This is a genomic window from Leifsonia aquatica H1aii (genome assembly GCF_000633535.1).
In the GTDB taxonomy this organism is placed as follows: domain Bacteria; phylum Actinomycetota; class Actinomycetes; order Actinomycetales; family Microbacteriaceae; genus Leifsonia; species Leifsonia aquatica_A.
Genome location: NZ_AYMR01000009.1, coordinates 516549 through 539283 on the forward strand (window position 1 = coordinate 516549; position 22735 = coordinate 539283).

The following is a 22735-nucleotide window of genomic DNA, read 5'->3' on the forward strand; positions in this document are numbered from 1 at the left end:
CTCGTGTGCATGCGCATCGACATCGTCACGATCTTCCCGACGTTCTTCGATGTGCTGGACATCTCGCTGCTCGGCAAGGCGCGTCAGTCCGGGATCATCGAGCTGGGCGTCCACGACCTCCGCGACCACACGCACGACCGGCACCGCACGGTGGACGACACCCCATACGGCGGCGGAGCCGGGATGGTGATGAAGCCCGAGCCGTGGGGCGAGGTCCTCGACGCGGTGCTGGGTGCGGGGGAGGACGCGCACGGCGCCGACGACTCCGACGGCCCGGTCGTGATCTTCCCCTCGCCGGCCGGCGAGGTCTTCACGCAGGCCATCGCCCGCGAGCTCGCCCAGGAGCAGCACCTCGTGTTCGGCTGCGGGCGCTACGAGGGGATCGACCAGCGTGTCTTCGACGACACCGCGGCGCGGGCGAGGGTGCGGCTGATGAGCATCGGGGACTACGTGCTCAACGGCGGGGAGGTCGCGACGATGGCCATGATCGAGGCGATCGGCCGGCTGATCCCCGGCGTCGTGGGGAACCCGGAGAGCCTGGTCCAGGAGTCGCACGAGGACGGGCTCCTGGAGTACCCGAGCTACACGAAGCCCGCCGAATGGCGCGGGCACACCGTGCCGCCCGTGCTGCTGTCGGGCAATCACGGAGCGATCGCGACCTGGCGGCGCGAGCAGCAGCTGGAGCGCACCCGTCGCGTGCGCCCGGACCTGCTCCCGTAGCGGCTGCGGCTCCCGTCGCCGCTACGGCTCCCGTGGCCGCTACGGAGCGGAGAGGACCAGCGGCCCGTCGTCCGTGATGGCGACGGTGTGCTCGGAGTGCGCGCCACGGGATCCGTCCGCACTGCGCAGCGTCCACCCGTCGGCGTCCGTCACGATCTCATCGGTGGTCTCGAGGAACCACGGCTCGATCGCGACCACGAGTCCGGGCTTGAGCGGGAAGCCGCGTCCGGCCCGTCCGTCGTTCGGCACGTGCGGGTCCCCGTGCATCGTGCGCCCCACCCCGTGTCCGCCGAACTGCGTGTTGATGGAGTAGCCCTCCGCGTGGGCCACCGCAGCGATCGCGGCGGAGATGTCGCCGATCCGGCCGCCCGGCCGTGCGGCGGCGATCCCGGCGGCGAGGGCGCGGCGTGTGGTCTCGATGAGCCGCAGGTCCTCGTCCCGGGCCGCCCCCACCACGAGCGAGACGGCGGAGTCCGCGACCCAGCCGTCGACGCTCGCGGCGAAGTCCAGGCTGAGCAGGTCGCCGTCGCGCAAGCGGTAGTCGTGGGGGAGCCCGTGCAGCACCGCGTCGTTGACGGACGTGCAGATGACCTTGCCGAACGGGCTCGCGCCGAACGAGGGGTGGTAGTCGATGTAGCAGGACTCGGCCCCGCGCGACCGGATGAGGTCGTGCGCGATCCGGTCGAGCTCGAGGAGGTTGACGCCCACCTTCGCGGCGGCGGCGGTCTCGGCCAGCACCTGGGCGACGAAGCGTCCCGCGGGCCGCATCTGTTCGATCTCCGCGGGGGTCCTCAGCTCGATCACGGGTGCGTCCTCCTCCTGTCGCCGCGCGCGCCGTGCACGGGCCGCTCACAGTCTTCCACGCTGCCGCGCGGTGGTTCCAGGCGGTCGGGTCGCGCGGATTCGGCCCACGGCGAACCCGCAGCCGCCGCACAGGCGTCCGCGGTTACGCTGGTCGCGTGATCATCCGCAAGGCGTTCTACTGGTGGCTCTTCCCGTCCGCCGTGGTGCTTCCGGTGTGGCTGCTGATCGGCTGGGCGGCGTTCAGCGCCGGCAGCGGGTGGAGCTTCGTCGGCCTCCTGATCCTGTGCCCGGTGCTCTTCCTGGCCCAGCTCGCGGTCGCGGGCGTGACCGTCGCCCGCCGCAGCGCGCGGGACGTGCGAGCGGTCTCCTGGCCGGACGTCGGCCTGCTCACCGCGTGGCATGCGGCCGTCATCGCCTTCGGCTTCTTCCCGGCCGGCGCGACCGGGTGGCTGGCGGTGGCCGCCGTCGTGTTCTTCCTCGGCACGTTCTGGCTCGTCCTCGGCGAGCTCGTCACCGACATGCGGGCCCGGGTGCAGCAGACCTTCGCCGCCTACGAGCGGGCGGCGCAGGCGCCCCAGGTCCCGCGTCCGGAGCCGCACTACGACAGCGTCGAGTACATCGTCGTCGAGGAACGGCACGACGAGCGCTGACCCGCTTTGGTGATCGCGGGGTCGGCATGGCAGAATTGATGCTTGTGCCGCGGCCAGGCTCTGCCACAGGGGAGCCAGCATCTCTCGCGCACACCCCAACCGAATGAACGGCCGCCACCGCGTGAGCGCGAGGCGGCCCCGAATCCGTCCCCGACCTGTCGGCGGGTACAGAGAGCGAAGAGCCATGCACATCCTCGACCACGTGGACGCCGCGTCCCTCAAGTCGGACATCCCCGCGTTCCGCGCCGGCGACACCGTCAAGGTGCACGTCAACATCATCGAGGGCACCCGCGCCCGCGTCCAGGTCTTCCAGGGCGTCGTCATCGGACGCTCGAACGAGGGCGTCCGCGAGACCTTCACGGTCCGCAAGATCAGCTTCCAGGTCGGTGTCGAGCGCACCTTCCCGGTCCACTCCCCGGTCATCGACAAGATCGAGGTCGTCACCCGCGGTGACGTCCGTCGCGCCAAGCTCTACTACCTGCGCGAGCTGCGCGGCAAGAAGGCGAAGATCAAGGAGAAGCGCGACAACTGAGCTGCCCCGCGCAGCGACTCGCGCGGCCCCTGCTGCCGTCGTCCTGAGCTCCCGGTCCTACACTGGACCGGGAGCTCAGGCGGTTAAATGACGGAAGACACGGTCCCCGCGGGTGCGCAGCCGGCGACGCGGGGCGAGCGCGACAAGCAGCGCTCGGCGCTGAGGTTCGTGCGCGACATCGCGGTGATCGTGGTCGTCGCGCTGCTGGTGTCGTTCCTGGTCAAGACCTTCGTGGTCCGATCGTTCTACATCCCCTCCGGGTCGATGGAGAACACCCTGCAGATCCAGGACAAGATCATCGTCAACGAGCTGCAACCGTCGCTGTTCCCGCTCGCGCGCGGCGACGTCGTCGTGTTCCGCGATCCCGGCGGCTGGCTGCCTCCTGCTCCGCCGACCCACCAGAACCCGATCGGGCAGGCCGTCGACACCGCCTTGACCTTCGTCGGCCTCTCCGCGTCCGACAGCGACGACCACCTGGTCAAGCGCATCATCGGCCTCCCCGGCGATCGGGTCGCCTGCTGCTCCACCACGGGTCACCTCACCGTGAACGGCGTGCCGATCGACGAGCCGTACATCATCGTCCCTCCGGGGCAGAGCAACGCCGCGACCCTGGCCTTCGACGTCACCGTGCCCGCGGGGGAGCTCTGGGTGATGGGGGACAACCGCTACGCGTCGCAGGACTCCTCACGCAACCAGTCGCTGCCGGGCCACGGTTTCGTCCCGCTCTCGAACGTCGTCGGGCGCGCGTTCGTCATCAGCTGGCCTGTCAGCCGATGGACCTGGCTGGACGACTATCCTGAGGTCTTCGCACGTGTGGAGGAGAGCTCAGGATAATGGCCCCGGTGACGCCGACCCTCCGGTTCGAGAAGGCGCTCTACCGCGACGGCGTGACGTCCATCGTCGCGGTCGACGAGGTGGGCCGCGGTGCGCTCGCCGGACCGGTCGCGGTGGGCATGGTGGTGATCGACACCGCGGTCAAGCGCATCCCCGTCGGGCTGCGCGACTCGAAGCTGCTCCCGGAGCCCGCGCGCGAGGCGCTCGAGCCGGCGTGCCGTCGCTGGGCGATGTTCCACGCCGTCGGGCTGGCATCGGCCGCGGAGGTCGACGCGCTCGGCATCATGAAGTGCCTGGGTCTGGCCGGTGCGCGCGCGCTCGCTCAGCTGGAGGAGCAGGGGGCGCAGGTGAACGACAGCACCCTGATCCTCGACGGCAACTACGACTACCTCAACCCGGCGCTGATGCGACCCGCCCGGGTGGTCACCCGGGTGAAGGCCGATCGTGACTGCGCGTCGGTGTCGGCGGCGTCCGTCATCGCCAAGGTGCACCGCGACCGGCTGATGATCCGGCACGACGCCGAGTACCCCGGCTACGGCTGGGCGAACAACAAGGGCTACTCGTCGCGCGAGCACTTCGCCGCGCTGGACGAGCTCGGGCCGAGCGCGCTGCACCGGTTGACCTGGCTGAAGCAGTCCTCGATGCTCGACATTCCGCTTTGAGGCCCGGTCCGGCATAGACTTGACGAACGATGGATGAAGACGAGTTCGACGACTACGACCGCGAGGTCGAGTTGGCTTTGTATCGCGAGTACCGGGACGTCGTCTCGCAGTTCAAGTACGTGATCGAGACGGAGCGCCGCTTCTACCTCGCGAACGAGGTGGAGTTCGTGCGCCGGGACACCGAGCACGACTTCTACTTCGAGCTGACCATGAACGACGTGTGGGTGTGGGACGTCTACCGCGCCGATCGGTTCGTGAAGTCGGTGCGCGTCCTGACGTTCAAGGACGTCAACATCGAGGAGCTCTCGAGCAAGGAGTTCGAGCTCCCCAAGGAGCTCGCGCTCGACGAGTAGCGTTCGGCGGACAGCGCCCGCCGCCGCGGCCTACTCCGGGCGTTCCGGGCGATCGCGGCGCGCACGGAGTCGGGAGAACCAGCCCGACGTGCTGATTGCGTCCGCGACGGTCCCACCGGCCTGGTAGCCGGCCGCGAGCCCCGCGAACGCCGCGAAGCAGTCGTCGCAGAGCACGCTCGTCGCCGTGCGGTCGCCTCGCCGCGGTTCGGTGTGCTGCACTGATCGCACACGGTTCTCATGGGTCGTGCCTGCCGGGGCGCCGGGTTCTGATCCCTCCACAGTCGCGTCGTCGCGTGTCGCTCTCCACCGATCCTCCTCTCCGGCCCCGTGGCGTCGCCCGCCCGTCGATGCTGGGGGCAGGAGGTCGACATGGCAGAGAAGGACGAACTCGGGCGCCGAGGTGAGGCGGTCGCGGCCGGCTGGCTCGAGGCGGCCGGGTGGGTGGTACTGGACCGCAATTGGCGGTGCCCGATCGGCGAGCTCGACCTGGTGCTCGCGGACGGCAGGACGACGGTGTTCGTCGAGGTGAAGACGCGCAGCTCCGTCGCGTTCGGGCATCCGTTCGAGGCCATCACGCCGATCAAGCGGTCGCGGCTGCGGCGCCTGGTGGCCGAGTGGTGTCACGAGCATGGTCCCGTCCGCGGCGAGATCCGGATCGACGCGGTGGCGGTGACCGACGCGTGGAGCAGCACTCCCACCGTCGAGCATCTCGCGGGGGTGGCGTGATGGCGCTCGCGCGCGCGTTCGCGGTGGCGCTGACGGGTGTTCGCGGCGACATCGTCGAGGTCGAGGCCGACATCTCGGCGGGGCTCCCCGCCTTCGTGCTCATCGGGCTCCCGGACGCCGCGCTCGGCGAGTCCCGCAAGCGGGTGAGTGCGGCCGCCGTCAACGCGGGCCGTCCGCTCACGCAGCGCAAGCTCATCGTGAACCTGTCGCCCGCCTCGCTCCGCAAGCAGGGGAGCGGTTTCGACCTCGCGATCGCCATCGCCGCCCTGGCGGCGGCCGGCGACGTCCCTGCGGAATCCGCGGCGCGGGCGGTGCACCTCGGCGAGCTGGGGCTCGACGGTCGCCTCCGGCCCGTGCCCGGGGTGCTCCCGGCAGTGCTCGCCGCACGGGAGGCGGGGTTCCACCGGGTGTTCGTCCCGACGGCCAACGCCGGCGAGGCCGAGCTCGTCGACGGGGTGGAGGTCGTGGCCGTGACCGGGCTGCGCGCCGCGGCGATCGCCCACGGCGCCGATCTGGAGCCCGTCGACGTCGACCCCGTCGAGGGACCGGCACGCGACCTCGCCCCTCCCGTCGAGCCGGACCTCGCCGACGTCGCCGGCAATGATGAGGCGGTGGACGCCCTGGTCGCGGCCGCGGCGGGCGGGCACCATGTGGCCATGGTCGGCCCGCCCGGGGCAGGCAAGACCATGCTCGCGCGTCGGCTGCCGTCCCTGCTGCCCGATCTGACCGGCGACGAAGCCCTCGAGTCCACGTCCATCCGCTCGCTCGCAGGGCTCGGTGTCGGCAGCGGCCTGGTCCGTCGGCCGCCGTTCGAGGCACCGCACCACACAGCGAGCGCCGTGTCCCTGATCGGGGGAGGCAGCGGTCGGATCGTCCCCGGTGCGATCGTGCGCGCCACCAACGGCGTGCTGTTCCTCGACGAGGCCGCCGAGTTCCCGCCGTCCGTGCTGGACGCGTTGCGGCAACCGCTGGAGGCGGGCGCGGTCAGCATCCATCGGGCGAGCGGCGCCGCGACGTTCCCGGCGCGATTCCAGCTCGTCCTCGCCTCCAACCCCTGCCCGTGCGGTCGCTACGGCTCGCTCGATGACGAGTGCACCTGCACGCCCATAGCGCGCCGTCGCTACCTCGCCCGCATGTCGGGCCCTCTGCTGGATCGCGTCGACATCCACCTCACCGTGCGCCGTCTCGGCCTGTCCGCGTTGCGGACCGCCTCGGACGCCGGACCGCCCGGGCGATCGAGCGCCGCGCTGCGGGCGCGGGTGGAGGCGGCACGCCGCGCCGCGGCGTCGCGTCTGGCCGGCACCGGGTGGCGTCGCAACGCGGACGTCGCGGGGGTCTGGCTGCGGACGGGGGCGAGGCGGATCGGAACGACCGCCATCGCGCCGCTCGACCGCGCGCTGGAGCGCGGCGCCATCACGATGCGCGGCTACGACCGGGCGTTGCGGCTCGCGTGGACCCTGGCGGACCTCGACGGCGACGCCTGCCCGACCGCCGACCACATCGGTCGCGCCCTCTTCCTGCGCCGGGGAGTGGGAGCATGACCTCCACGAACGCCTTCGTCGGCGTGCCGCATCGCCGGCTCGCGGCGCTGCTCGCCGCGGTCGAACCACGTCCCGCCGCCGAGGCTCCCGAAAGACGCGCGTCGGCAGCGGCCACGGGCGGTGAGGGGGATGGATCGGGCGCCGCAGGGAACGACCGTGATGCGATGGAGACCGCGTTCGCTCGGGTCGCCCTCGGCACGATGGTCGAACCGGGGGACACCGACGCGGGCGCGCTGGTCGGGGCGCTCGGCCCGGCGGGGGCGCTGCGCTGTCTCGCCGCCGAGCACGACGCGGGCGACATGCTCGCGCGGATCGGCGCGGATGCGTCGAGCGCCCGCCAACGCTCGCGGATGTCGGACGCCTTGAAGCGCTGGCGCACGCGAGGATCGCCGCAGGCGGGCGTCCGTGCCCTGGAGATGGCGGCGCACGTCGGCGCGACGCTGCTCACACCCGAGAGCGTCGGCTGGCCGGCGGGACTCGCCGCCCTGGACACGGGCGCGCCCATCGGTCTCTGGTTGCGCGGCGACGCGCGACGTCTCGCCGCTCTCGACCGCTCGATCTCGCTCGTCGGTGCCCGCGCAGCGACCGGCTACGGCGAGCATGTGGCCATGGAGAGCGCGGCCGGCCTCGGCGACCGCGGATTCGCCATCATCTCGGGCGGTGCGTACGGCATCGACGGCGCAGCGCATCGCGCTGCGGTCGCGAGCGGGCACGTCACCGTGGCGTTCCTGGCCGGGGGAGTGGACCGGCTCTACCCCGCCGGTCACAGCGACCTGCTGCGGCGGGTCGCGGAGGACGGCCTGCTCCTCGGCGAGCTGCCGTGCGGATCCACCCCGACCCGGTGGCGGTTCCTGATGCGCAACCGACTCATCGCCGCGGTGAGCGGTGCCACCGTCGTGGTCGAGGCCGGACACCGTTCCGGCTCCCTCAACACCGCGGGTCACGCCGCCGAGCTCGGCCGTCCGCTCGGAGCCGTCCCCGGTCCGGTGACGTCCCCGGCTTCGGCCGGCTGCCACCGGCTCATCCGCGAGTACGCCGCCACCTGCGTGACCACCGTCGACGAGATGGCGGAACTCGCCGACCCGATCGGCAGCGGGCCCCCGGACGACCCGGACGATGCCGTGACCGCGGGGCAGCACACGAACGACCGTGCGGTCCTGGCAGCGGCCTCCGTGCGTGGAGGCCTCACCCCCGACGCGCTCGCCCGCACGAGCGGCGTCCCGGTGCAGGCGGTCGTCGCCGCGCTGGGACGGCTCGAACTGACGGGCGACGTGCGACTCACCGAGACCGGCTGGGAGGCGACCCGATGAGCTGGTTCGACCCGCACACCGTTCGTCTGCGACGCGCTCATGCACCGCCGTCTCTGGGACCGACATCTCCGGGACCGACGGAGAGACGGAGAGACGGGCAGACGGTCAGACGGACAAACGGACAGCCGGGCAGACGGACAGACCGGCAGACCGGCAGACGGACAGACCGGCAGACCGGCAGACGGACAGCCAAGCAGACGGAGGCAGACGGAGCGGAACCGGGGCTCCCCGAGGGTCGCTGCGCGGGCCGGGGCCGTCGGGGCGGGATGCTGGGAGGGTGCAGTTCACGGACGCGATCGACGGGTACGCGCGCCACCTGGAGGTGGAGCGCGGATACTCGGCGCAGACCGTGCGCGCCTATCGGTCCGACCTGACGGCGCTCGCCGCCTTCGCCGCCGGACGGCAGGTGGACGAATCGCACGGGCTGACCCTCGACCTGCTGCGTGACTGGCTCTGGGAGGGCGCGCAGCGGGGACTGTCCAAAGCGACCCTGGCCCGACGGTCCGCCGCTGCGCGCGGGTTCAGCGCGTGGTCGAGCCGCCTGGCGGGCGAACGAGTCGACCCGGCCGCACGCCTCCGGGCGCCGCGACCCGACAAGACCCTCCCGCGCGTGATCACCCGAGCGCAGATGGACGACCTGCTCGCCGCCCTCGCCGCTCGCGCGACCGACGGGGACCCCGGAGCGCTTCGCGATCTCACGATCATCGAACTCCTCTATGCGACCGGGGTCCGCGTCTCAGAACTGACCGGACTGGACGTGGACGACGTCGACCTCGACCGGCTGACCGTCCGCGTGCTCGGCAAGGGGGCGAAGGAGCGGGTCGTCCCCTTCGGCGTCCCCGCCCGCGCGGTCATCCGCCGCTACCTCGCCGAGGCGCGTCCGGCGCTCGCCGTCGAACGATCGGGGCCGGCACTGCTGCTCGGCACGCGCGGCGGACGGATCGGCACGCGGGCGGTCTACGAGCTGGTCGCCACCCTCCTCGAGGAGATCCCCGGGTCGGGACCGGCAGGCCCGCACGCGCTCCGCCACACGGCCGCCACCCACCTCCTCGACGGGGGCGCCGACCTGCGCGCCGTGCAGGAGATCCTCGGGCACGCGAGCATGGGCACCACCCAGATCTACACGCACGTCTCGACCGAACGCCTCAAGGAGAGCTACCGGATCGCGCACCCCCGCGCCTGAGCGCCCGGCCGTCGACGCGAGTGTCACCTCCCATGGTCCAGCGGAAGCAGCACGGACGGCGGCACGGAATCGAAGAACAACAGCGGCGAGACGTACGCGCCGTCGACCCGGACGCCGACATGGAGGCATGCCCCATCGCAGTGGCCGCCGGCGGCGACCTGACCGAGCGGAGCACCGCGCCCGACAGGATCGCCCGCGCCGAGGGACGTCGACAGCGGCTCGTAGCTCGAGAGCACGCCGCCGCCATGGTCCAGCGTGAGCACGGGGCGGTCCACGACGACGCCGGCGAAGCGCACCCGCGCATCCGACGGCGACGTCACGGGCGTACCGGCGATCGCGGCCAGGTCGATGCCGCGATGCCCGGCCGCATAGGGCGTCGGCGGCGCCGCGAACGGCCCGATCACCCGGGGAGGAGCGACCGGCCAGGACCAGCGCGGCGAGGGCTGCACGACGCGTCCGACGCTCGACGGCGAGGCCGCCGGCCCGGCGGGCGGCAGTCCGCTCGCCGGGGATCGCTCGGGCGACGCGCCGCCCGCGAGGAGGACGCCGCAGCACAGGGCGGCCAGGACCCGGGGAGTACGCCGCCCGTTCCTGGCCCACCCCCTCACCCGCCGACCCTGCGAGCACCCCGCGTTACCGCGACGCCATCCGTGCCATCCATGCCATCCCCGCCACGCATGCCACCTCCGCCATCCGTCCCATACGTGCATCGGCGTCCACCCCCTCCGCGCCGCGCGGCGCCCGCTCCCACTCTCGCGTGAAGCGGATCCGCCGCGGACCCGGGGCCGCGGATCGGTGGGAAACGGGTTTCTGCACATCGGACGCATGTCGACATTGCCCCGCGGCGATCCGGGCGTACCGTGTCTAGCGCCGGTTCGCGCTCGCCCGTCGCGGACGTCGCCGGCGGCGGCACACAACCGAACAAGGGGAAGACATGTCAGGACAACGCAGCGGCACGGATGAGGCCGGGAACGAGGTCGCCCACCAGCCCAGCGGCGCGATGCGGCGCAAAGCGACGGGGCTCGCCATCGCGGCGGCCGTGGGAGGCTTCCTCTTCGGCTTCGACTCGTCGGTCATCAACGGTGCGGTCGACTCGATCGGCACGCACTTCGAGCTCAACGCGTTCGTCAAGGGGTTCGTCGTCGCCGTCGCTCTGCTCGGCTGCGCGCTCGGCGCCTACGTGGCCGGTCGGCTCGCCGACCGGTGGGGCCGGCTCAAGGTCATGTTCCTCGGCGCCGTCCTGTTCTTCGTGAGCTCGATCGGGGCCGGTCTCGCCTTCTCGGTCTGGGATCTGGGCCTCTGGCGCGTGGTGGGCGGCCTCGGCATCGGCATCGCCTCCGTCGTCGCGCCGGCGTACATCGCCGAGATCGCGCCGCGGCAGCGACGTGGCGGCCTGGCCTCTCTGCAGCAGCTGGCGATCACCATCGGAATCTTCGCCGCGCTCCTCTCCGACGCGCTGCTCGCGAACGGCAACCCGTCGCGCGAGATCTGGTTCGGGCTGGAGGCGTGGCGGTGGATGTTCCTGGTCGGCGTCATCCCCTCCGCCGTCTACGGCATCATCGCGCTGACGGTGCCGGAGTCCCCGCGCTTCCTGCTCGCGACCGGTCGCCGCGACGAGGCCCGCAAGGTCTTCGAGACGCTCGTGCCCGCCGCGGACCTCGACCGGTCGATCAAGGACATCGAAGACTCCATCAAGGTGGACAAGGAGGGCCTGAAGGCGACCCTGCGCGGCAATGTGCTGGGGTTGAAGGGCATCGTGTGGATCGGCATCATCCTGTCGGTGTTCCAGCAGTTCGTGGGCATCAACGTGATCTTCTACTACTCGACGACCCTGTGGAGCGCCGTGGGCTTCACCAAGGCCGACTCCCTCACGATCAGTGTGATCACGTCCGTCACGAACGTGGTGGTCACCGTCGTCGCGATCCTGCTGGTGGACCGGATCGGCCGCCGCCCGATCCTCCTGACCGGCTCCGTCGGCATGGCCGTCTCCCTCGGGACGATGGCGCTCGCGTTCGCGTTCGCCGACAAGGGGGCGAACGGCGCGGTCAGCCTTCCCGGCGCGTGGGGGCCGATCGCCCTGGTCGCGGCCAACCTCTTCGTCATCTGCTTCGGTGCGTCGTGGGGCCCGCTCGTCTGGGTGCTGCTCGGCGAGATCTTCCCGACCAAGATCCGCGGCAAGGCGCTCGGGCTGGCAGCGGCGGCCCAGTGGATCGCGAACTTCCTCATCACGGTGTCGTTCCCGCCGATGGCCGACTTCTCGCTGGTGTTCACCTACGGGATGTACGCGCTGTTCGCGGCGCTGTCGTTCTTCTTCGTCTTCTTCAAGATCCCCGAGACGAACGGCATGGCGCTCGAGCAGGCGGAGACCCTGTTCACCAATGCCAAGGGGCGGGCGCGCGGGCCGCAGGTCCGCTCCAGCGGCGACTCCGCGTGACCACGCGTTCCTGATAGGATGTGCGGAGCACTCCGTTCGTCGGAGTGACTACGCGTGCCCGGACACCCGCAGGGTGGGGCGCACTTCCACCGGTCTCCCTCCACTTTCTCCGCGGTATTCCGCGCGGGACGGACAGGGGAGCGGAGGTGCGCGGGGCACCAGGAACGGTGGCCGCCGGCCGCCGTGGACAACCGCACATCGCGCCTGCCCGACGGAGACGTCACGGGCGCGTCAAACACAAGGAGAAACGGCAATGGCCGTCGTCACCATGCGCCAGCTGCTCGACAGCGGCGTCCACTTCGGACACCAGACCCGCCGCTGGAACCCGAAGATGAAGCGATTCATCCTCACCGAGCGCTCGGGCAGCTACATCATCGACCTGCAGCAGTCGCTCACCTACATCGACAAGACCTACGACTTCGTCCGCGAGACGGTCGCCCACGGCGGCACCATCCTCTTCGTCGGCACCAAGAAGCAGGCGCAGCAGGCGATCGCCGAGCAGGCGACCCGCGTGGGCCAGCCCTACGTCAACCAGCGCTGGCTCGGTGGTCTGCTGACCAACTTCCAGACCGTGTCCAAGCGCCTCGCCCGCATGAAGGAGCTCGAGGAGCTCGACTTCGAGGGCACCACCAGCGGCTTCACCAAGAAGGAGCTGCTGATCAAGAAGCGGGAGCTGGACAAGCTGCACAAGTCGCTGGGCGGCATCCGCAACCTGTCCAAGACCCCGAGCGCGCTCTGGGTCGTCGACACGAAGAAGGAGCACCTCGCGATCGACGAGGCGAAGAAGCTGGGCATCCCGGTCATCGCCATCCTCGACACGAACTGCGACCCGGACGAGGTCCAGTACCCGATCCCGGGCAACGACGACGCCATCCGTTCGGTCGGCCTCCTGACCCGCATCGTGGCCGACGCCGCGGCCGAGGGCCTCATCCAGCGCCACCAGAAGCCCGAAGAGGGCACCGAGCCGGCCGAGCCGCTCGCCGAGTGGGAGCAGGAGCTGCTCCAGGGCCAGGCCGAGGTGCAGTCGAGCGCCGAGACCGAGAAGGCCGCTGACGCCGACCTCGCCGAGGCCGAGGCGGACTCCGCCGAGGTCATCGCCGAGGGCGAGGCCGACGCCGAGGTCGCCGCGGAGACCGAGGTCGCTGCGGAGGACGAGGCCGCGGTCGAGGCCGACGCCGAGACCAAGTAGTCCCCACCCCAACCGCTTTCGACAAGAAGGTTCCAGTCAGAACATGGCAAACATCAGCATCGCTGACATCAAGGCCCTGCGCGAGCAGCTCGGCACGGGCATGGTCGACACCAAGAAGGCGCTCGAAGAGGCCGGTGGCGACATCGAGAAGGCGACCGAGATCCTCCGTCTGAAGGGTGCGAAGGGCAACGCGAAGCGTGCCGACCGCTCCACCAGCGAGGGCCTCGTCGCGGCCAAGGAGAACGGCAACGGCTCCGCCACGATGATCGAGCTCGCCTGCGAGACCGACTTCGTGGCGAAGGGCGAGAAGTTCATCGCCCTGGCCGACAAAGTCCTCGACGCGGCCGCCGCCGCCGGTGCGACCACGGTCGAGGAGGCCCTCGCGGCCCCCGCCGGCAGCCAGACCGTCGCCGAGCTCATCGGTGACGAGGCCGCCATCCTGGGCGAGAAGGTCGAGCTGCGCCGCGTGGCCTCGGTCTCGGGCGAGCACTTCGCGATCTACCTGCACAAGACCTCCAAGGACCTGCCGCCGCAGGTCGGTGTCGTGGTCGGCTACGCCGGCGACGACGCGGAGACCGCCCGCAGCATCGCGCAGCACATCTCGTTCGCGAACCCGACCTACCTCACCCGCGAGGACGTCCCGGCCAGCGAGGTCGAGAACGAGCGTCGCATCGTCGAGGAGATCTCGCGCAACGAGGGCAAGCCGGAGGCCGCGCTCCCGAAGATCATCGAGGGCCGCCTCGGTGCGTTCTTCAAGCAGGTCGCCCTGCTCGAGCAGGAGTACGCCCGCGACAACAAGCTGACCATCTCCCAGGTGTTGAAGGACTCGGGTCTCACCGTGTCCGGCTTCGCCCGGTTCAAGGTCGGCGCCTAAAGCACCGATGAAGGAGTCCGGATCGCCACAAGCGATCCGGACTCCTTTTCTGTGCGCCCACCCATAGGCGCACGAAGCACCACGCACTACCGTTAGAACCCCAAACAGTCGGAAGGACTATTCACGCATGTCGGCAGCGAGCACAAGACGCAGGGTCCTTCTCAAACTCTCGGGCGAGGCGTTCGGCGGAGGCCAGCTGGGAGTGAATCCCGACATCGTCAGCGGCATCGCCCGCGAGATCGCCCAGGCGGCCGAGGACGTCGAGATCGCGATCGTGGTCGGCGGCGGCAACTTCTTCCGTGGCGCCGAGCTCTCACAGCGCGGCATGGACCGGGGACGTGCCGACTACATGGGCATGCTCGGCACCGTGATGAACGCGCTCGCGCTGCAGGACTTCCTCGAGCAGGCCGGAGCGGAGACCCGCGTCCAGTCGGCCATCGCGATGACGCAGGTCGCCGAGCCCTATATCCCGCGGCGCGCCGAGCGCCACCTCGAGAAGGGCCGCGTCGTCATCTTCGGCGCCGGCGCCGGACTGCCCTACTTCTCCACGGACACGGTCGCCGCCCAGCGCGCCCTCGAGATCAGCGCCGACGTCGTGCTGGTCGCCAAGAACGGCGTGGACGCGATGTACGACTCCGACCCGCGCACCAACCCCGAGGCTCGCAAGATCGACCACATCAGCCACCAGGAGGCGCTGCAGCAGAACCTCAAGGCCGTCGACTCGACCGCTCTGAGCCTGTGCATGGACAACGGGATGCCGATGCGCATCTTCGGCATGGAGCCGGCCGGCAACATCACGGCCGCGCTGCTGGGGGCCGAGATCGGCACGCTGCTCGGCTGACCGGCGACGGCGCTGCCCGCCGCCGGGCGCGGAGCCGGGGCTCTAGACTAGACACCGATTGACCGATCTGAAGGAGACACCGTGATCGCGGATGTGATGACCGACGCCCGCCAGCGCATGAGCAAGACCGTGGAGGCGGCGAAGGAGGACTTCGGCACCGTGAGCGCGGGCCGCGCCAACCCGGCCCTCTTCCAGAAGGTGCTCGTCGACTACTACGGCTCGCCCACGCCGCTGGCCCAGCTGGCCGGCCTGCAGAACCCGGAGGCGCGCGTCCTCCTCGTGACGCCGTACGACAAGTCGGCGCTCAAGGAGATCGAGAAGGCCATCGTCAACATGCCGAACCTCTCCGCGAACGTCGGCAACGACGGCGAGATCGTCCGCGTGACCCTGCCGGAGCTCACCGAGGACCGCCGTAAGGAGTTCGTCAAGATCGTCCGCGGCAAGAGCGAGGACGCGAAGGTGGCCCTGCGCAACATCCGCCGCAAGGCGAAGGACGACCTGGACGCCCTCAAGGGCGAGGTCGGCGACGACGAGGTGTCCCGCGGCGAGAAGGAGCTGGAGGCCCTGACCCGCACGCACGTCGACGCCGTCGACGAGGCGTTGAAGCGCAAGGAAGCCGAGCTCCTCGAGGTCTAACCATGAGCGAGGGGAGCGGCACCGGCGCGCCCCGGACGCCGGACACGGGCAGGCGGGGCAAACCGCGGTCTCGTGAGGAGTTGCGCGCCCAGGTGCAGGCGACGCGTGCCGACTTCGAGCGGCAGGTTCAGGCGCGCAAGGCGCAGCTGGACGCGACGAACGAGCTCATCGAGCAGCGCACGGGCCGCAACCTCATCCTGGCGATCCTGATCGGCCTCGGCGCCGGCGTGATCGTGGTGGGGACCCTGGTCTTCATCAAGGAGCTGTTCATCCCCTTCGGGATGGTCATGGCCGGGTTCGCGGCCTTCGAGCTGACCCAGGCGTTCCGCGGTGCCGGCCGGCACATCCCGCGCATCCCGACGGTCGCGGCGGCCGTCGCGATCATCCCCGCGTCCTTCTGGTTCCACGCCGGCGGGCAGCTCGTCGCACTCGCGGCGGGCATCGCGCTCGTCGTCGTCTGGCGGTTGATCGAGGAACTCGCCGTCCCCGCGCGTCGTGCCGGCGCGGCCGCCCTCGGCCGCGACCTGACCTGGAGCGTGCTGGTGCAGCTCTACGTCGGTCTGCTGGCCAGCTTCGTCTTGCTGCTGCTGGCGGAGCCGGGCGGCGAATGGTGGGTGCTGGCCTTCGTCATCGTCGTGGTGGCGGTCGACACGGGCGCGTACGCCGCCGGCCTGTCCTGGGGCAAGCACCCCATGGCGCCGACCATCAGTCCCAAGAAGACCTGGGAGGGCTTCGCCGGTGCGACGGCCACCGCCATCATCGCCGGAGTGCTGCTGTCGCTGTTCATGATCGACGAGCCGTGGTGGTTCGGTGTGATCTTCGGCGTCGTGCTGCTGCTCACGGCGACCGCGGGAGACCTCGCCGAGTCGCTGATCAAACGCGACCTCGGCATCAAGGACATGAGCTCGTGGCTGCCCGGGCACGGCGGGTTCCTGGACCGGCTCGACTCGATCCTGCCGTCGGCGGCGGCCACCTACGTGCTGTTCCTCATCTTCCGATGACAGAATGGGGGAGTGAGCACCTTCCCCCGCACCCCGAAGAAGCAGGGATACGACGTCGAGCAGGTGGACGCCTTCCTGCAGACCGCCCGGCGCGCCTACGATGACGACGCCTCCGCGCCGCTGACGTCGGCGGACATCCGTCGCACGGCCTTCTCGATGCAGAAGGGCGGCTACTCGACCACCCACGTCGACGCGGCGCTGGAGCGCCTCGAGGACGCCTTCGCCCAGCGCGAGCGCGAGCAGGCGCGAGTCGCCGCGGGCGACGAGGCCTGGTTCGCGGAGGCCCGCAGCACGGCGCAGGTGGTTCTGAACCGTCTCGACCGCCCGGTGGGCCACCGGTTCGACCGGGTGAGCGTGCTGACCCTCGGCTACAACAGGCAGGACGTCGACCGGTTCGCGAACCGGCTGGTGAAGTACTTCCAGGACGGCCGGCCGATGAGCGTCGAAGAGGTGCGGACCGTCACGTTCCGCGAGCAGCGCGGCGGGTATCGGGAGGTGCAGGTCGACCTGCTCCTGGACAGCGTCACGGACGTGATGCTCGCGGTCCGCTGAGGCTGGTCATTGGCTGAGCGGAGGCGCGGTTTCTTGGATTGTCCGCCGAAGTCCGTTATGGTCTTGTGATCGTGGGTAGACGAGAAACAGCAGAGATCGTTCCGCTGACACCGGCCAACCCGGTCGGAGTCGCGTTCCGGCGATCCCGACGACCGCACATCCGATCGCGCGCCCTGCTCTGGGGCTTCGCGTTCACAGCCGCCGTCGGATTCGCCCTGGTGAACGTCGTGGACCCGTACTCGGGCTCCACCGCGGCCCCGGCGTACGCGGACACGCTGCCGGCCCCGCAGACCACCTCGCGGTTCGGCGGGGCGCCGACGCAGACTCTGACCGCGCCGGACGCGGCCGCGACCACGGTCGAGCGCGACACCGTCAGCGTCAAGGCGAAGCCCACGCCCACGCCCACTCCGACGCCCACCGCGTCCAGCAGCAGCAAGTCGTCGTCGGCCTCCGCTCCTGCGGTCGGCACGCCCGACCCGGGCACCGCCCAGGCGATCGCGTACGAGATGCTCCAGGCCCGCGGCTGGGGAGACGATCAGTTCAGCTGTCTCGTCGCGCTCTGGAACAAGGAGTCGCACTGGAACGTGTACGCGCACAACGGCAGCAGCGGCGCCTACGGCATCCCGCAGGCCCTGCCGGGGAGCAAGATGGCCTCGGCCGGCGCCGATTGGGAGACGAACCCCGCGACCCAGATCACCTGGGGCCTGGGCTACATCACGGGCCGTTACGGCACGCCCTGCGGTGCCTGGGGCCACTCGCAGTCCTCCGGCTGGTACTGACCCGGACGTTCGCCCGCTCGGTTTAGACTGGTTCGATGCCGCGCAGCAACCGTCACCGAGGCCGTCAGGGCCACGGTCGCGGGCATGCCGTGGAACGGCAGGACGACGCGCTCGACCGGCTCATCGCCGGCTGGCGCCGCACGGAGACCCGTCGCGGGGTGACCTGGAACGTGCAGCCCGTCACGGCCGTCCAAGCGCAGAAGACCTATGTGTGCCCGGGCTGCGGCCGTGACATCGGTCCGGGCGTGGCGCATCTCGTCGCCTGGCGTGCGGACGGCGTGCTCGGGGACACGGCCGACCTCGCTGCGCGACGGCACTGGCACGAGGCGTGCTGGCGGATCGGTTGACCGGGCCGGGCGCCGATCCGGGCGCCGATGAGAGAGACGAGAAGGACACCGTGACCACCACCCCCGCCGCGTCGGTCGAGATCCGCGGAGGCATCGAGCTGCCCGCCCGTCGCGAGGACATCGAACTGCACACCCGTGACGGCCTCACCCTGGTCGGGGAGCTCGCCAGTCCGCTCGACCATGAGCCCGTGGCGACGCTCGTCACCCTGCACCCGCTGCCGACCGCGGGCGGCTTCATGGACTCCCACATCCTGCGCAAGGCCGCGGGGCGGCTCCCCGCCCTGGCGGACATCGCCGTGCTGCGCTTCAACACACGCGGGACGGTGTCGCCGCGCGGTCGCAGCGAGGGGGAGTTCGGGCACGGTGTCGACGAACGCTATGACGTCGAGGCGGCGATGGCGTTCGTCGCCGAGCGCGGCCTACCGCATCCGTGGCTCCTGGGCTGGTCGTTCGGAACGGAGCTTGCGCTGATGCACGGCCGCGAGTTCCCGGTGGACGGCCTGATCCTGCTCTCTCCGCCATTGCACCGGGCGAAGCCGGAGCACCTGGCCGCGTGGGCGGGGGACACCCGCCCGATCGTGGCGCTCATCCCGGAGCACGATGACTACCTGCAGCCCGCCGAGGCGGCCCGCCGGTTCGCCCCGCTGCCGCAGGTCGAGCTCGTCGCCGTCGCCGGCGGCAAGCACCTGTGGGTGGGGGAGAACCAGACCCGGCGCGTGCTCGACGAGATCGTCGCCCGGGTGAACCCGTCCGCGCTGCCGCTCCCGACCGAGTGGACCGGAGCGTAGGAGCGCCTCCCTCGCCGAGCTAGAGCTCGTTCTGCCGGGGGATGACCACCTGCTTGATGATGAGCAGGAGAGCCGCCGCGAACGGGATGGCGACGAGTGCGCCCAGGATGCCGAGCAGGGTGCCGCCGGCGAGCGCGGCGACGACGACCAGCGCGCCGGGGACGGCGACGGCCCGGTTCATGATCCGGGGGCTGAGCACGTACGCCTCGACCTGCATGTAGACGATGTAGTAGATCGCGGCGGCGATCGCCGTCGGCGGGCCGGACAGGATGCACACCGCGACGATGATGACCGAGCCGGTGATCGTGCCGACCAGCGGGATCAGCGAGAAGAAGAACGCGATGAAGGCGAGCAGCACCGGGAACTTGGCGCCGATGATCGTCAGGAAGATGGCGCTCAGCACGCCGTTCACGAGTGCGAGCGAGACCTGGCCCATGACGTACTTGCCGACAGAATCGGTGATCTGGTCGCCCAGGTCGGCGAACCGGGAGCGACGGGAGGCCGGGACGAGCTGGTACGCGGCCCGCTTGATGCTCGGCAGCGACGCCGTGAAGTAGATCGTGAGGATGATCACGATGACCACTCCGAACGCGCCTTGGACGATCCCGGAGGCCGTCTGCAGGACCTTCGAGGTGATGTCGGGCAGGTTCTGCTGCAGCCACTGGGTGACCGCATTGATGTTCGAGTCGTTGATGACCGACGGGAACTGATGCTGCAGGCTCTGGAACCAGTCCTCGGCGCCTCCGCTGTTGACCCAGGTGATCGTGTTGTTGACCAGCTGGGTCGCCTGCGAGATGGCGACCGGGACGATCGCCCAGATCAGGCCGACGAAGGCGCCGATGATCACCACGAGCGTGATCACGAGGGCGAGCCAGCGCGGGAACCGGCGGCGCTCGAGGAACGAGATCAGCGGCTCGATGCCGAGCGCGAGGAAGAGCGCAGCGCCGATGTACGTGATGATCGTCGCCAGGCTGACGATGGACGTCAGGATCAGGATGCCCAGTCCGACGCCGAGCGTTCCGATCAGCCCGGCGCGGAAGGCGTTCTGGATCTTCATGGTTCCCCCGGATCGGTCGTTCAGTCGCGCTCGGACGAGACGCTCTCGGCCTGCTGGAGCACGCCGCGCAGGTTCTCGAAGTAGCCGGCGACGGCCTCGCGCTCGATTTTGATCTGCGCCAGCCGCTCCTCGGCGTCGGCGACGAGCCGCTTGGTGCGGTCCTCCGCCTCCTCGATCTGGGCGGCGGCGCGCTCCTCGGCGTCGCGGAGGATCGCGGCTGCGGTCTGCTCGGCGTCCTTGCGGGCCTTCTTGACCGTCTCGCGGGCCTCGGTCTCGAAGGCCTCGCTCTCGGACCGTGCCTGCGCGGTGCGCTTGGTGGCGTCCTGGAGCTGTGCGTTCGCGTCGTCCAGGTACTTCTGGGTCTGGGCCACGGCCTCCTGGTGGCGGGCGAGGTACTCCTTCGCGGCCTCGTCGCGGCGGGCGCGGAGCTCGACGTCGAGGTCGATGCGCGCCTGTGCCACCTCGTGGGTGCGGGCGTCGAGCTCGGCGAGCGTTGTCGTCCGCAGCGCGGTGAGCTCGGACTCCAGCGCCGTGCGGGCGTCGGCGGCCTCGTGCTCGAAGGCGGCGGTGCGCTCGGCGATCTCGGCCGCGAGCGCGGTGCGGGCCTCGGCGACCTCCGCCGCGAGGACGGTGCGGGCCTCGCCCGAGTCCTTCTCCAGAGCGACCCGGGCCTGCTGGGTCTCGTCGGCGAGGGTGAGGCGCACCTGCTCGGCCTCGGTCTCCAGCGCGATCCGCTGCTGCTCCCGATCGTTGGCGAGCTCGTTGGCCGTCGACGCGCGCAGGTCGGCCAGCTCCACGGACGTGCGGCGCACGTCCTCCTCGAGGGTGGTGCGGGTGCGCTCGGTCTCCTCGGCGATCCGGGACCGGGCTTGCTCCGCCTCGGCGGCGAGAGAGGATGTGGTCTGCTCGACCTCGGCGGCGAGGGCGGCCTTGGTGGTGGCGACCTCGGTCTCCAGTGCGGACCGGGCCTGCTCGGTGTCGGCGGCGAGAGCGGTCGTCGTCTGCTCGACCTCGGCGGCGAGAGCGGACCTGCGCTGCTCCTCCTCGGCGGCGAGCGCGGACGTCTTCTGCTCCACCTCGGCGGCGAGAGCCGACGTCGTGGTGGCGACCTCCGTACGCAGCGCCGAGGTCGTCTGCTCGACCTCGGCGGCCAGGGCGGCGCGAGTGGTCTCGACCTCGGCGGCGAGCTGCGCCTGGGTCGAGGCGACCTCGGCCTGCAGCGTGCTTCGCTCGCGGGACAGCTCATCGGCGAGGGAGGTGCGGGCGGCGTCGACCTCGGCCGCCAGGTCGGCGCGCAGCTGGGTGGCTTCGGCGTCGAGCTCGCGGCGTCGACGGTCGGTCTCGGCCTCCAGTGCGGCGCGGGCCGTCTCGGCCGCGGCGGCGAGCTCGCTCGCACTGCGCTCGCGGTCGGCGGCCAGGGCAGCCGTGGTGGAGGTGCGCTCGGCCTCCAGTGCGGCGCGGGTCTCGGTGGACTCCCGCTCCAGCGTCGTCCGCGTCTGCAGGGTCTCGTCGGCCAGTCGCTTCGTGGTGCTCTCGACCTCGTCGGCCAGCTGCGCCTTCGTGCGGGTGACCTCGTCGGCGAGCTCGGACTTCGTGCGGGTGACCTCGTCGGTGAGAGCCGACTTCGTGCGGGTGACCTCGTCGGTGAGAGCCGAGGTCGTCCGGGTGACCTCGTCGGCGAGCTCGGTGCGCGTGCGCCCGGACTCCTCGGCGAGTGCCGATCGGGTGGTCGTGACCTCGTCGGCCAGCGCCGAACGGGTCTGTTCGGCCTCGGCGGCCAGGGCCGCCTTCGTCTGCTCGACCTCGAGGGCGAGCGCCTTGGACGTCTGCTCGACCTCCGTCTTCAGCGAGAGCCGGGTGGTGGCGTCCTCGTCGGCGAGGTCGGCGCGGGTCTGGGCGGATTCGGCGGCGAGCGCGGCGCGCTGCTGCTCGACCTCGGCAGCGAGGTCGGCGCGGGTCTGGGCGGCCTCCGCCGCGAGCTCCGCCCGCAGGCGAGCCTCGTCGGCGGCCAACCGGTCGGCGGTCTCGGCCGTCCGGCGGTCGAGATCGAGGCGGATCTGGGCGGCTTCGCGCTCGAACGCGGCGCGGTCCTGGGCGAACGCACCCTCCAGTTCGCCGCGGCGCGCCTCGATGGTGCGCTCCAGCTCTGCGGCCTCGGCGCGCGCGGCTTCGGCCTCACGGGACGCCACGGCCTTGAGCTCGGCGGCCTCGCGGTCGGCCTCGGCACGCACGGCGGCAGCCTCGCGTTTGCTGGTCGCGCGCAGTTCGGCGGCCTCGGTGGCGACGGCGCCGCGGATCCCGGCGGCCTCCCGCATCGCGTCGGTGAGCAGCGTCTCCTTGTCGGTGCGCGTCTTCGCCAGCAGCTCGCTGGACTCGATCTGTGCGTCCTCGAGCGTGGTGGTGGCGCGGGCCGTGGCGTCGGCGATGATGCGCTCGGCCTGCTGGGCGGCGGCCTTCTTGATCTTCTCGACCTCGCCGGCGATGCCGGCGCGCAGCTTCTCGGCGTCGATGTCGGCCTGCGCGATCAGGCGCGTCGACTGCTCCTCGGCCACCCGCAGGGTGTTCTCGAGCTTGGTGCCGAGCCCGGAGTAGGTAGGGCTGCCGACCTCTTCGATCTCGGCGTTCAACTCCTCGATGCGCAGCTGGAGGCGCTTGACCTCCTTCGACGAGTCCGCGGACTGGGTGTTCGACTTGATGAGCTCACGCCGCAGGTCCTGGACCGCTTTGTCGACCTCATCCTTGTCGTACCCGCGGAAGACCTGCGTGAAGTTCGATTCATCCGTGGCCACAGTCTTCTCTCCTGAACTCTCAAAGCAAGCACGGCCCGGCGAACAGGCCGAACTGATCCTACATTTCGTTCGTGAAGGGCGCATGCGAGAGCGCCGGTGGCCGCACGGGAGCATGTGCCGGGGTGAGGTGGCA

General features: G+C 71.0%; 25 protein-coding genes. 20 read left to right on the forward strand and 5 right to left on the reverse strand.

Going from position 1 to position 22735, the window contains the following annotated elements:
* Window positions 1–9 precede the first annotated feature (9 nt).
* Window positions 10–720 carry a tRNA (guanosine(37)-N1)-methyltransferase TrmD gene (trmD, locus tag U870_RS0111100; RefSeq protein ID WP_025157460.1) on the forward strand — a complete coding sequence of 237 codons (711 nt, stop codon included), beginning with the start codon at window positions 10–12 and terminating at the stop codon, window positions 718–720.
* Window positions 721–759: 39 nt separating this feature from the next.
* Here trmD and map read toward each other — a convergent pair whose 3' ends face one another.
* Window positions 760–1524, reverse strand: coding sequence for a type I methionyl aminopeptidase (gene map / locus U870_RS0111105; protein WP_025157461.1), 765 nt, complete (start codon window positions 1522–1524; stop codon window positions 760–762).
* Window positions 1525–1679: 155 nt separating this feature from the next.
* Here map and U870_RS0111110 point away from each other — a divergent pair, with 155 nt between their 5' ends.
* The 5 genes from U870_RS0111110 to U870_RS0111130 all read left to right on the forward strand — a co-directional run bounded on the left by U870_RS0111110 (window position 1680) and on the right by U870_RS0111130 (window position 4555).
* A complete protein-coding gene (locus tag U870_RS0111110) occupies window positions 1680–2174 on the forward strand; it encodes a hypothetical protein (RefSeq protein ID WP_025157462.1) in 495 nt (164 codons plus the stop codon).
* A gap of 184 nt (window positions 2175–2358) precedes the next feature.
* Window positions 2359–2706: a 50S ribosomal protein L19 gene (rplS, locus tag U870_RS0111115; RefSeq protein WP_025157463.1), complete on the forward strand. Its 348-nt coding sequence runs from the start codon at window positions 2359–2361 to the stop codon at window positions 2704–2706.
* 87 nt (window positions 2707–2793) lie between these two features.
* On the forward strand, window positions 2794–3540 hold the full coding sequence (gene lepB / locus U870_RS0111120) for a signal peptidase I (protein WP_025157464.1): 747 nt from the start codon (window positions 2794–2796) through the stop codon (window positions 3538–3540).
* A complete protein-coding gene (locus U870_RS0111125; protein WP_025157465.1) occupies window positions 3540–4202 on the forward strand; it encodes a ribonuclease HII in 663 nt (220 codons plus the stop codon). Before lepB ends, U870_RS0111125 begins: the two co-directional genes overlap by 1 nt.
* Before the next feature lie 29 nt (window positions 4203–4231).
* A complete protein-coding gene (locus U870_RS0111130) occupies window positions 4232–4555 on the forward strand; it encodes a DUF2469 family protein (RefSeq protein WP_018190696.1) in 324 nt (107 codons plus the stop codon).
* 30 nt (window positions 4556–4585) lie between these two features.
* Here the strand turns inward: U870_RS0111130 and U870_RS0111135 are convergent, their stop codons facing one another.
* Window positions 4586–4774 carry a hypothetical protein gene (locus U870_RS0111135; protein WP_025157466.1) on the reverse strand — a complete coding sequence of 63 codons (189 nt, stop codon included), beginning with the start codon at window positions 4772–4774 and terminating at the stop codon, window positions 4586–4588.
* Between the two features lie 150 nt (window positions 4775–4924).
* On the opposite strand from U870_RS0111135, the gene U870_RS0111140 reads away from it, so the two are divergent.
* The 4 genes from U870_RS0111140 (at window position 4925) to U870_RS0111155 (ending at window position 9315) form a co-directional block, all read left to right on the forward strand.
* Window positions 4925–5281: a YraN family protein gene (locus U870_RS0111140; RefSeq protein WP_025157467.1), complete on the forward strand. Its 357-nt coding sequence runs from the start codon at window positions 4925–4927 to the stop codon at window positions 5279–5281.
* Window positions 5281–6822 (forward strand): YifB family Mg chelatase-like AAA ATPase, encoded by a 1542-nt coding sequence (locus tag U870_RS0111145; protein WP_025157468.1) that lies wholly within the window; start codon window positions 5281–5283, stop codon window positions 6820–6822. Before U870_RS0111140 ends, U870_RS0111145 begins: the two co-directional genes overlap by 1 nt.
* Window positions 6819–8132: a DNA-processing protein DprA gene (gene dprA / locus U870_RS22560; RefSeq protein ID WP_025157469.1), complete on the forward strand. Its 1314-nt coding sequence runs from the start codon at window positions 6819–6821 to the stop codon at window positions 8130–8132. Before U870_RS0111145 ends, dprA begins: the two co-directional genes overlap by 4 nt.
* A gap of 277 nt (window positions 8133–8409) precedes the next feature.
* Window positions 8410–9315 (forward strand): tyrosine recombinase XerC, encoded by a 906-nt coding sequence (locus tag U870_RS0111155; protein WP_025157470.1) that lies wholly within the window; start codon window positions 8410–8412, stop codon window positions 9313–9315.
* A gap of 23 nt (window positions 9316–9338) precedes the next feature.
* Here the strand turns inward: U870_RS0111155 and U870_RS23685 are convergent, their stop codons facing one another.
* Complete coding sequence (locus U870_RS23685) at window positions 9339–9923, reverse strand: murein hydrolase activator EnvC family protein (RefSeq protein ID WP_240183675.1); 585 nt, start codon at window positions 9921–9923, stop codon at window positions 9339–9341.
* 326 nt (window positions 9924–10249) lie between these two features.
* On the opposite strand from U870_RS23685, the gene U870_RS0111165 reads away from it, so the two are divergent.
* The 10 genes from U870_RS0111165 (at window position 10250) to U870_RS0111210 (ending at window position 18756) form a co-directional block, all read left to right on the forward strand.
* The gene (locus tag U870_RS0111165; RefSeq protein ID WP_081815256.1) at window positions 10250–11749 is read left to right on the forward strand and encodes a sugar porter family MFS transporter; all 1500 of its coding nucleotides are present in this window, start codon (window positions 10250–10252) and stop codon (window positions 11747–11749) included.
* A gap of 253 nt (window positions 11750–12002) precedes the next feature.
* On the forward strand, window positions 12003–12938 hold the full coding sequence (gene rpsB / locus U870_RS0111170; protein ID WP_025157473.1) for a 30S ribosomal protein S2: 936 nt from the start codon (window positions 12003–12005) through the stop codon (window positions 12936–12938).
* A gap of 43 nt (window positions 12939–12981) precedes the next feature.
* Window positions 12982–13812, forward strand: coding sequence for a translation elongation factor Ts (tsf, locus tag U870_RS0111175; protein WP_025157474.1), 831 nt, complete (start codon window positions 12982–12984; stop codon window positions 13810–13812).
* 127 nt (window positions 13813–13939) lie between these two features.
* Window positions 13940–14653 (forward strand): UMP kinase, encoded by a 714-nt coding sequence (pyrH, locus tag U870_RS0111180; protein ID WP_025157475.1) that lies wholly within the window; start codon window positions 13940–13942, stop codon window positions 14651–14653.
* Window positions 14654–14734: 81 nt separating this feature from the next.
* Window positions 14735–15289: a ribosome recycling factor gene (frr, locus tag U870_RS0111185; protein ID WP_025157476.1), complete on the forward strand. Its 555-nt coding sequence runs from the start codon at window positions 14735–14737 to the stop codon at window positions 15287–15289.
* Between the two features lie 2 nt (window positions 15290–15291).
* Window positions 15292–16290, forward strand: a complete 999-nt coding sequence (locus tag U870_RS0111190; RefSeq protein ID WP_081815257.1) for a phosphatidate cytidylyltransferase — start codon at window positions 15292–15294, stop codon at window positions 16288–16290.
* A 12-nt stretch (window positions 16291–16302) separates the two neighbouring features.
* Window positions 16303–16842, forward strand: a complete 540-nt coding sequence (locus U870_RS0111195) for a DivIVA domain-containing protein (RefSeq protein ID WP_025157478.1) — start codon at window positions 16303–16305, stop codon at window positions 16840–16842.
* Between the two features lie 71 nt (window positions 16843–16913).
* Window positions 16914–17621, forward strand: coding sequence for a lytic transglycosylase domain-containing protein (locus tag U870_RS0111200; RefSeq protein ID WP_025157479.1), 708 nt, complete (start codon window positions 16914–16916; stop codon window positions 17619–17621).
* Between the two features lie 35 nt (window positions 17622–17656).
* A complete protein-coding gene (locus U870_RS0111205; protein WP_025157480.1) occupies window positions 17657–17968 on the forward strand; it encodes a hypothetical protein in 312 nt (103 codons plus the stop codon).
* A 50-nt stretch (window positions 17969–18018) separates the two neighbouring features.
* On the forward strand, window positions 18019–18756 hold the full coding sequence (locus U870_RS0111210; RefSeq protein WP_025157481.1) for an alpha/beta hydrolase: 738 nt from the start codon (window positions 18019–18021) through the stop codon (window positions 18754–18756).
* 19 nt (window positions 18757–18775) lie between these two features.
* On the opposite strand, the gene U870_RS0111215 is transcribed toward U870_RS0111210, so the two are convergent.
* Both U870_RS0111215 and U870_RS0111220 read right to left on the reverse strand, forming a co-directional pair.
* Window positions 18776–19813, reverse strand: a complete 1038-nt coding sequence (locus tag U870_RS0111215; RefSeq protein ID WP_025157482.1) for an AI-2E family transporter — start codon at window positions 19811–19813, stop codon at window positions 18776–18778.
* A 20-nt stretch (window positions 19814–19833) separates the two neighbouring features.
* Window positions 19834–22602 carry a hypothetical protein gene (locus U870_RS0111220; protein WP_025157483.1) on the reverse strand — a complete coding sequence of 923 codons (2769 nt, stop codon included), beginning with the start codon at window positions 22600–22602 and terminating at the stop codon, window positions 19834–19836.
* Window positions 22603–22735: the final 133 nt, after the last annotated feature.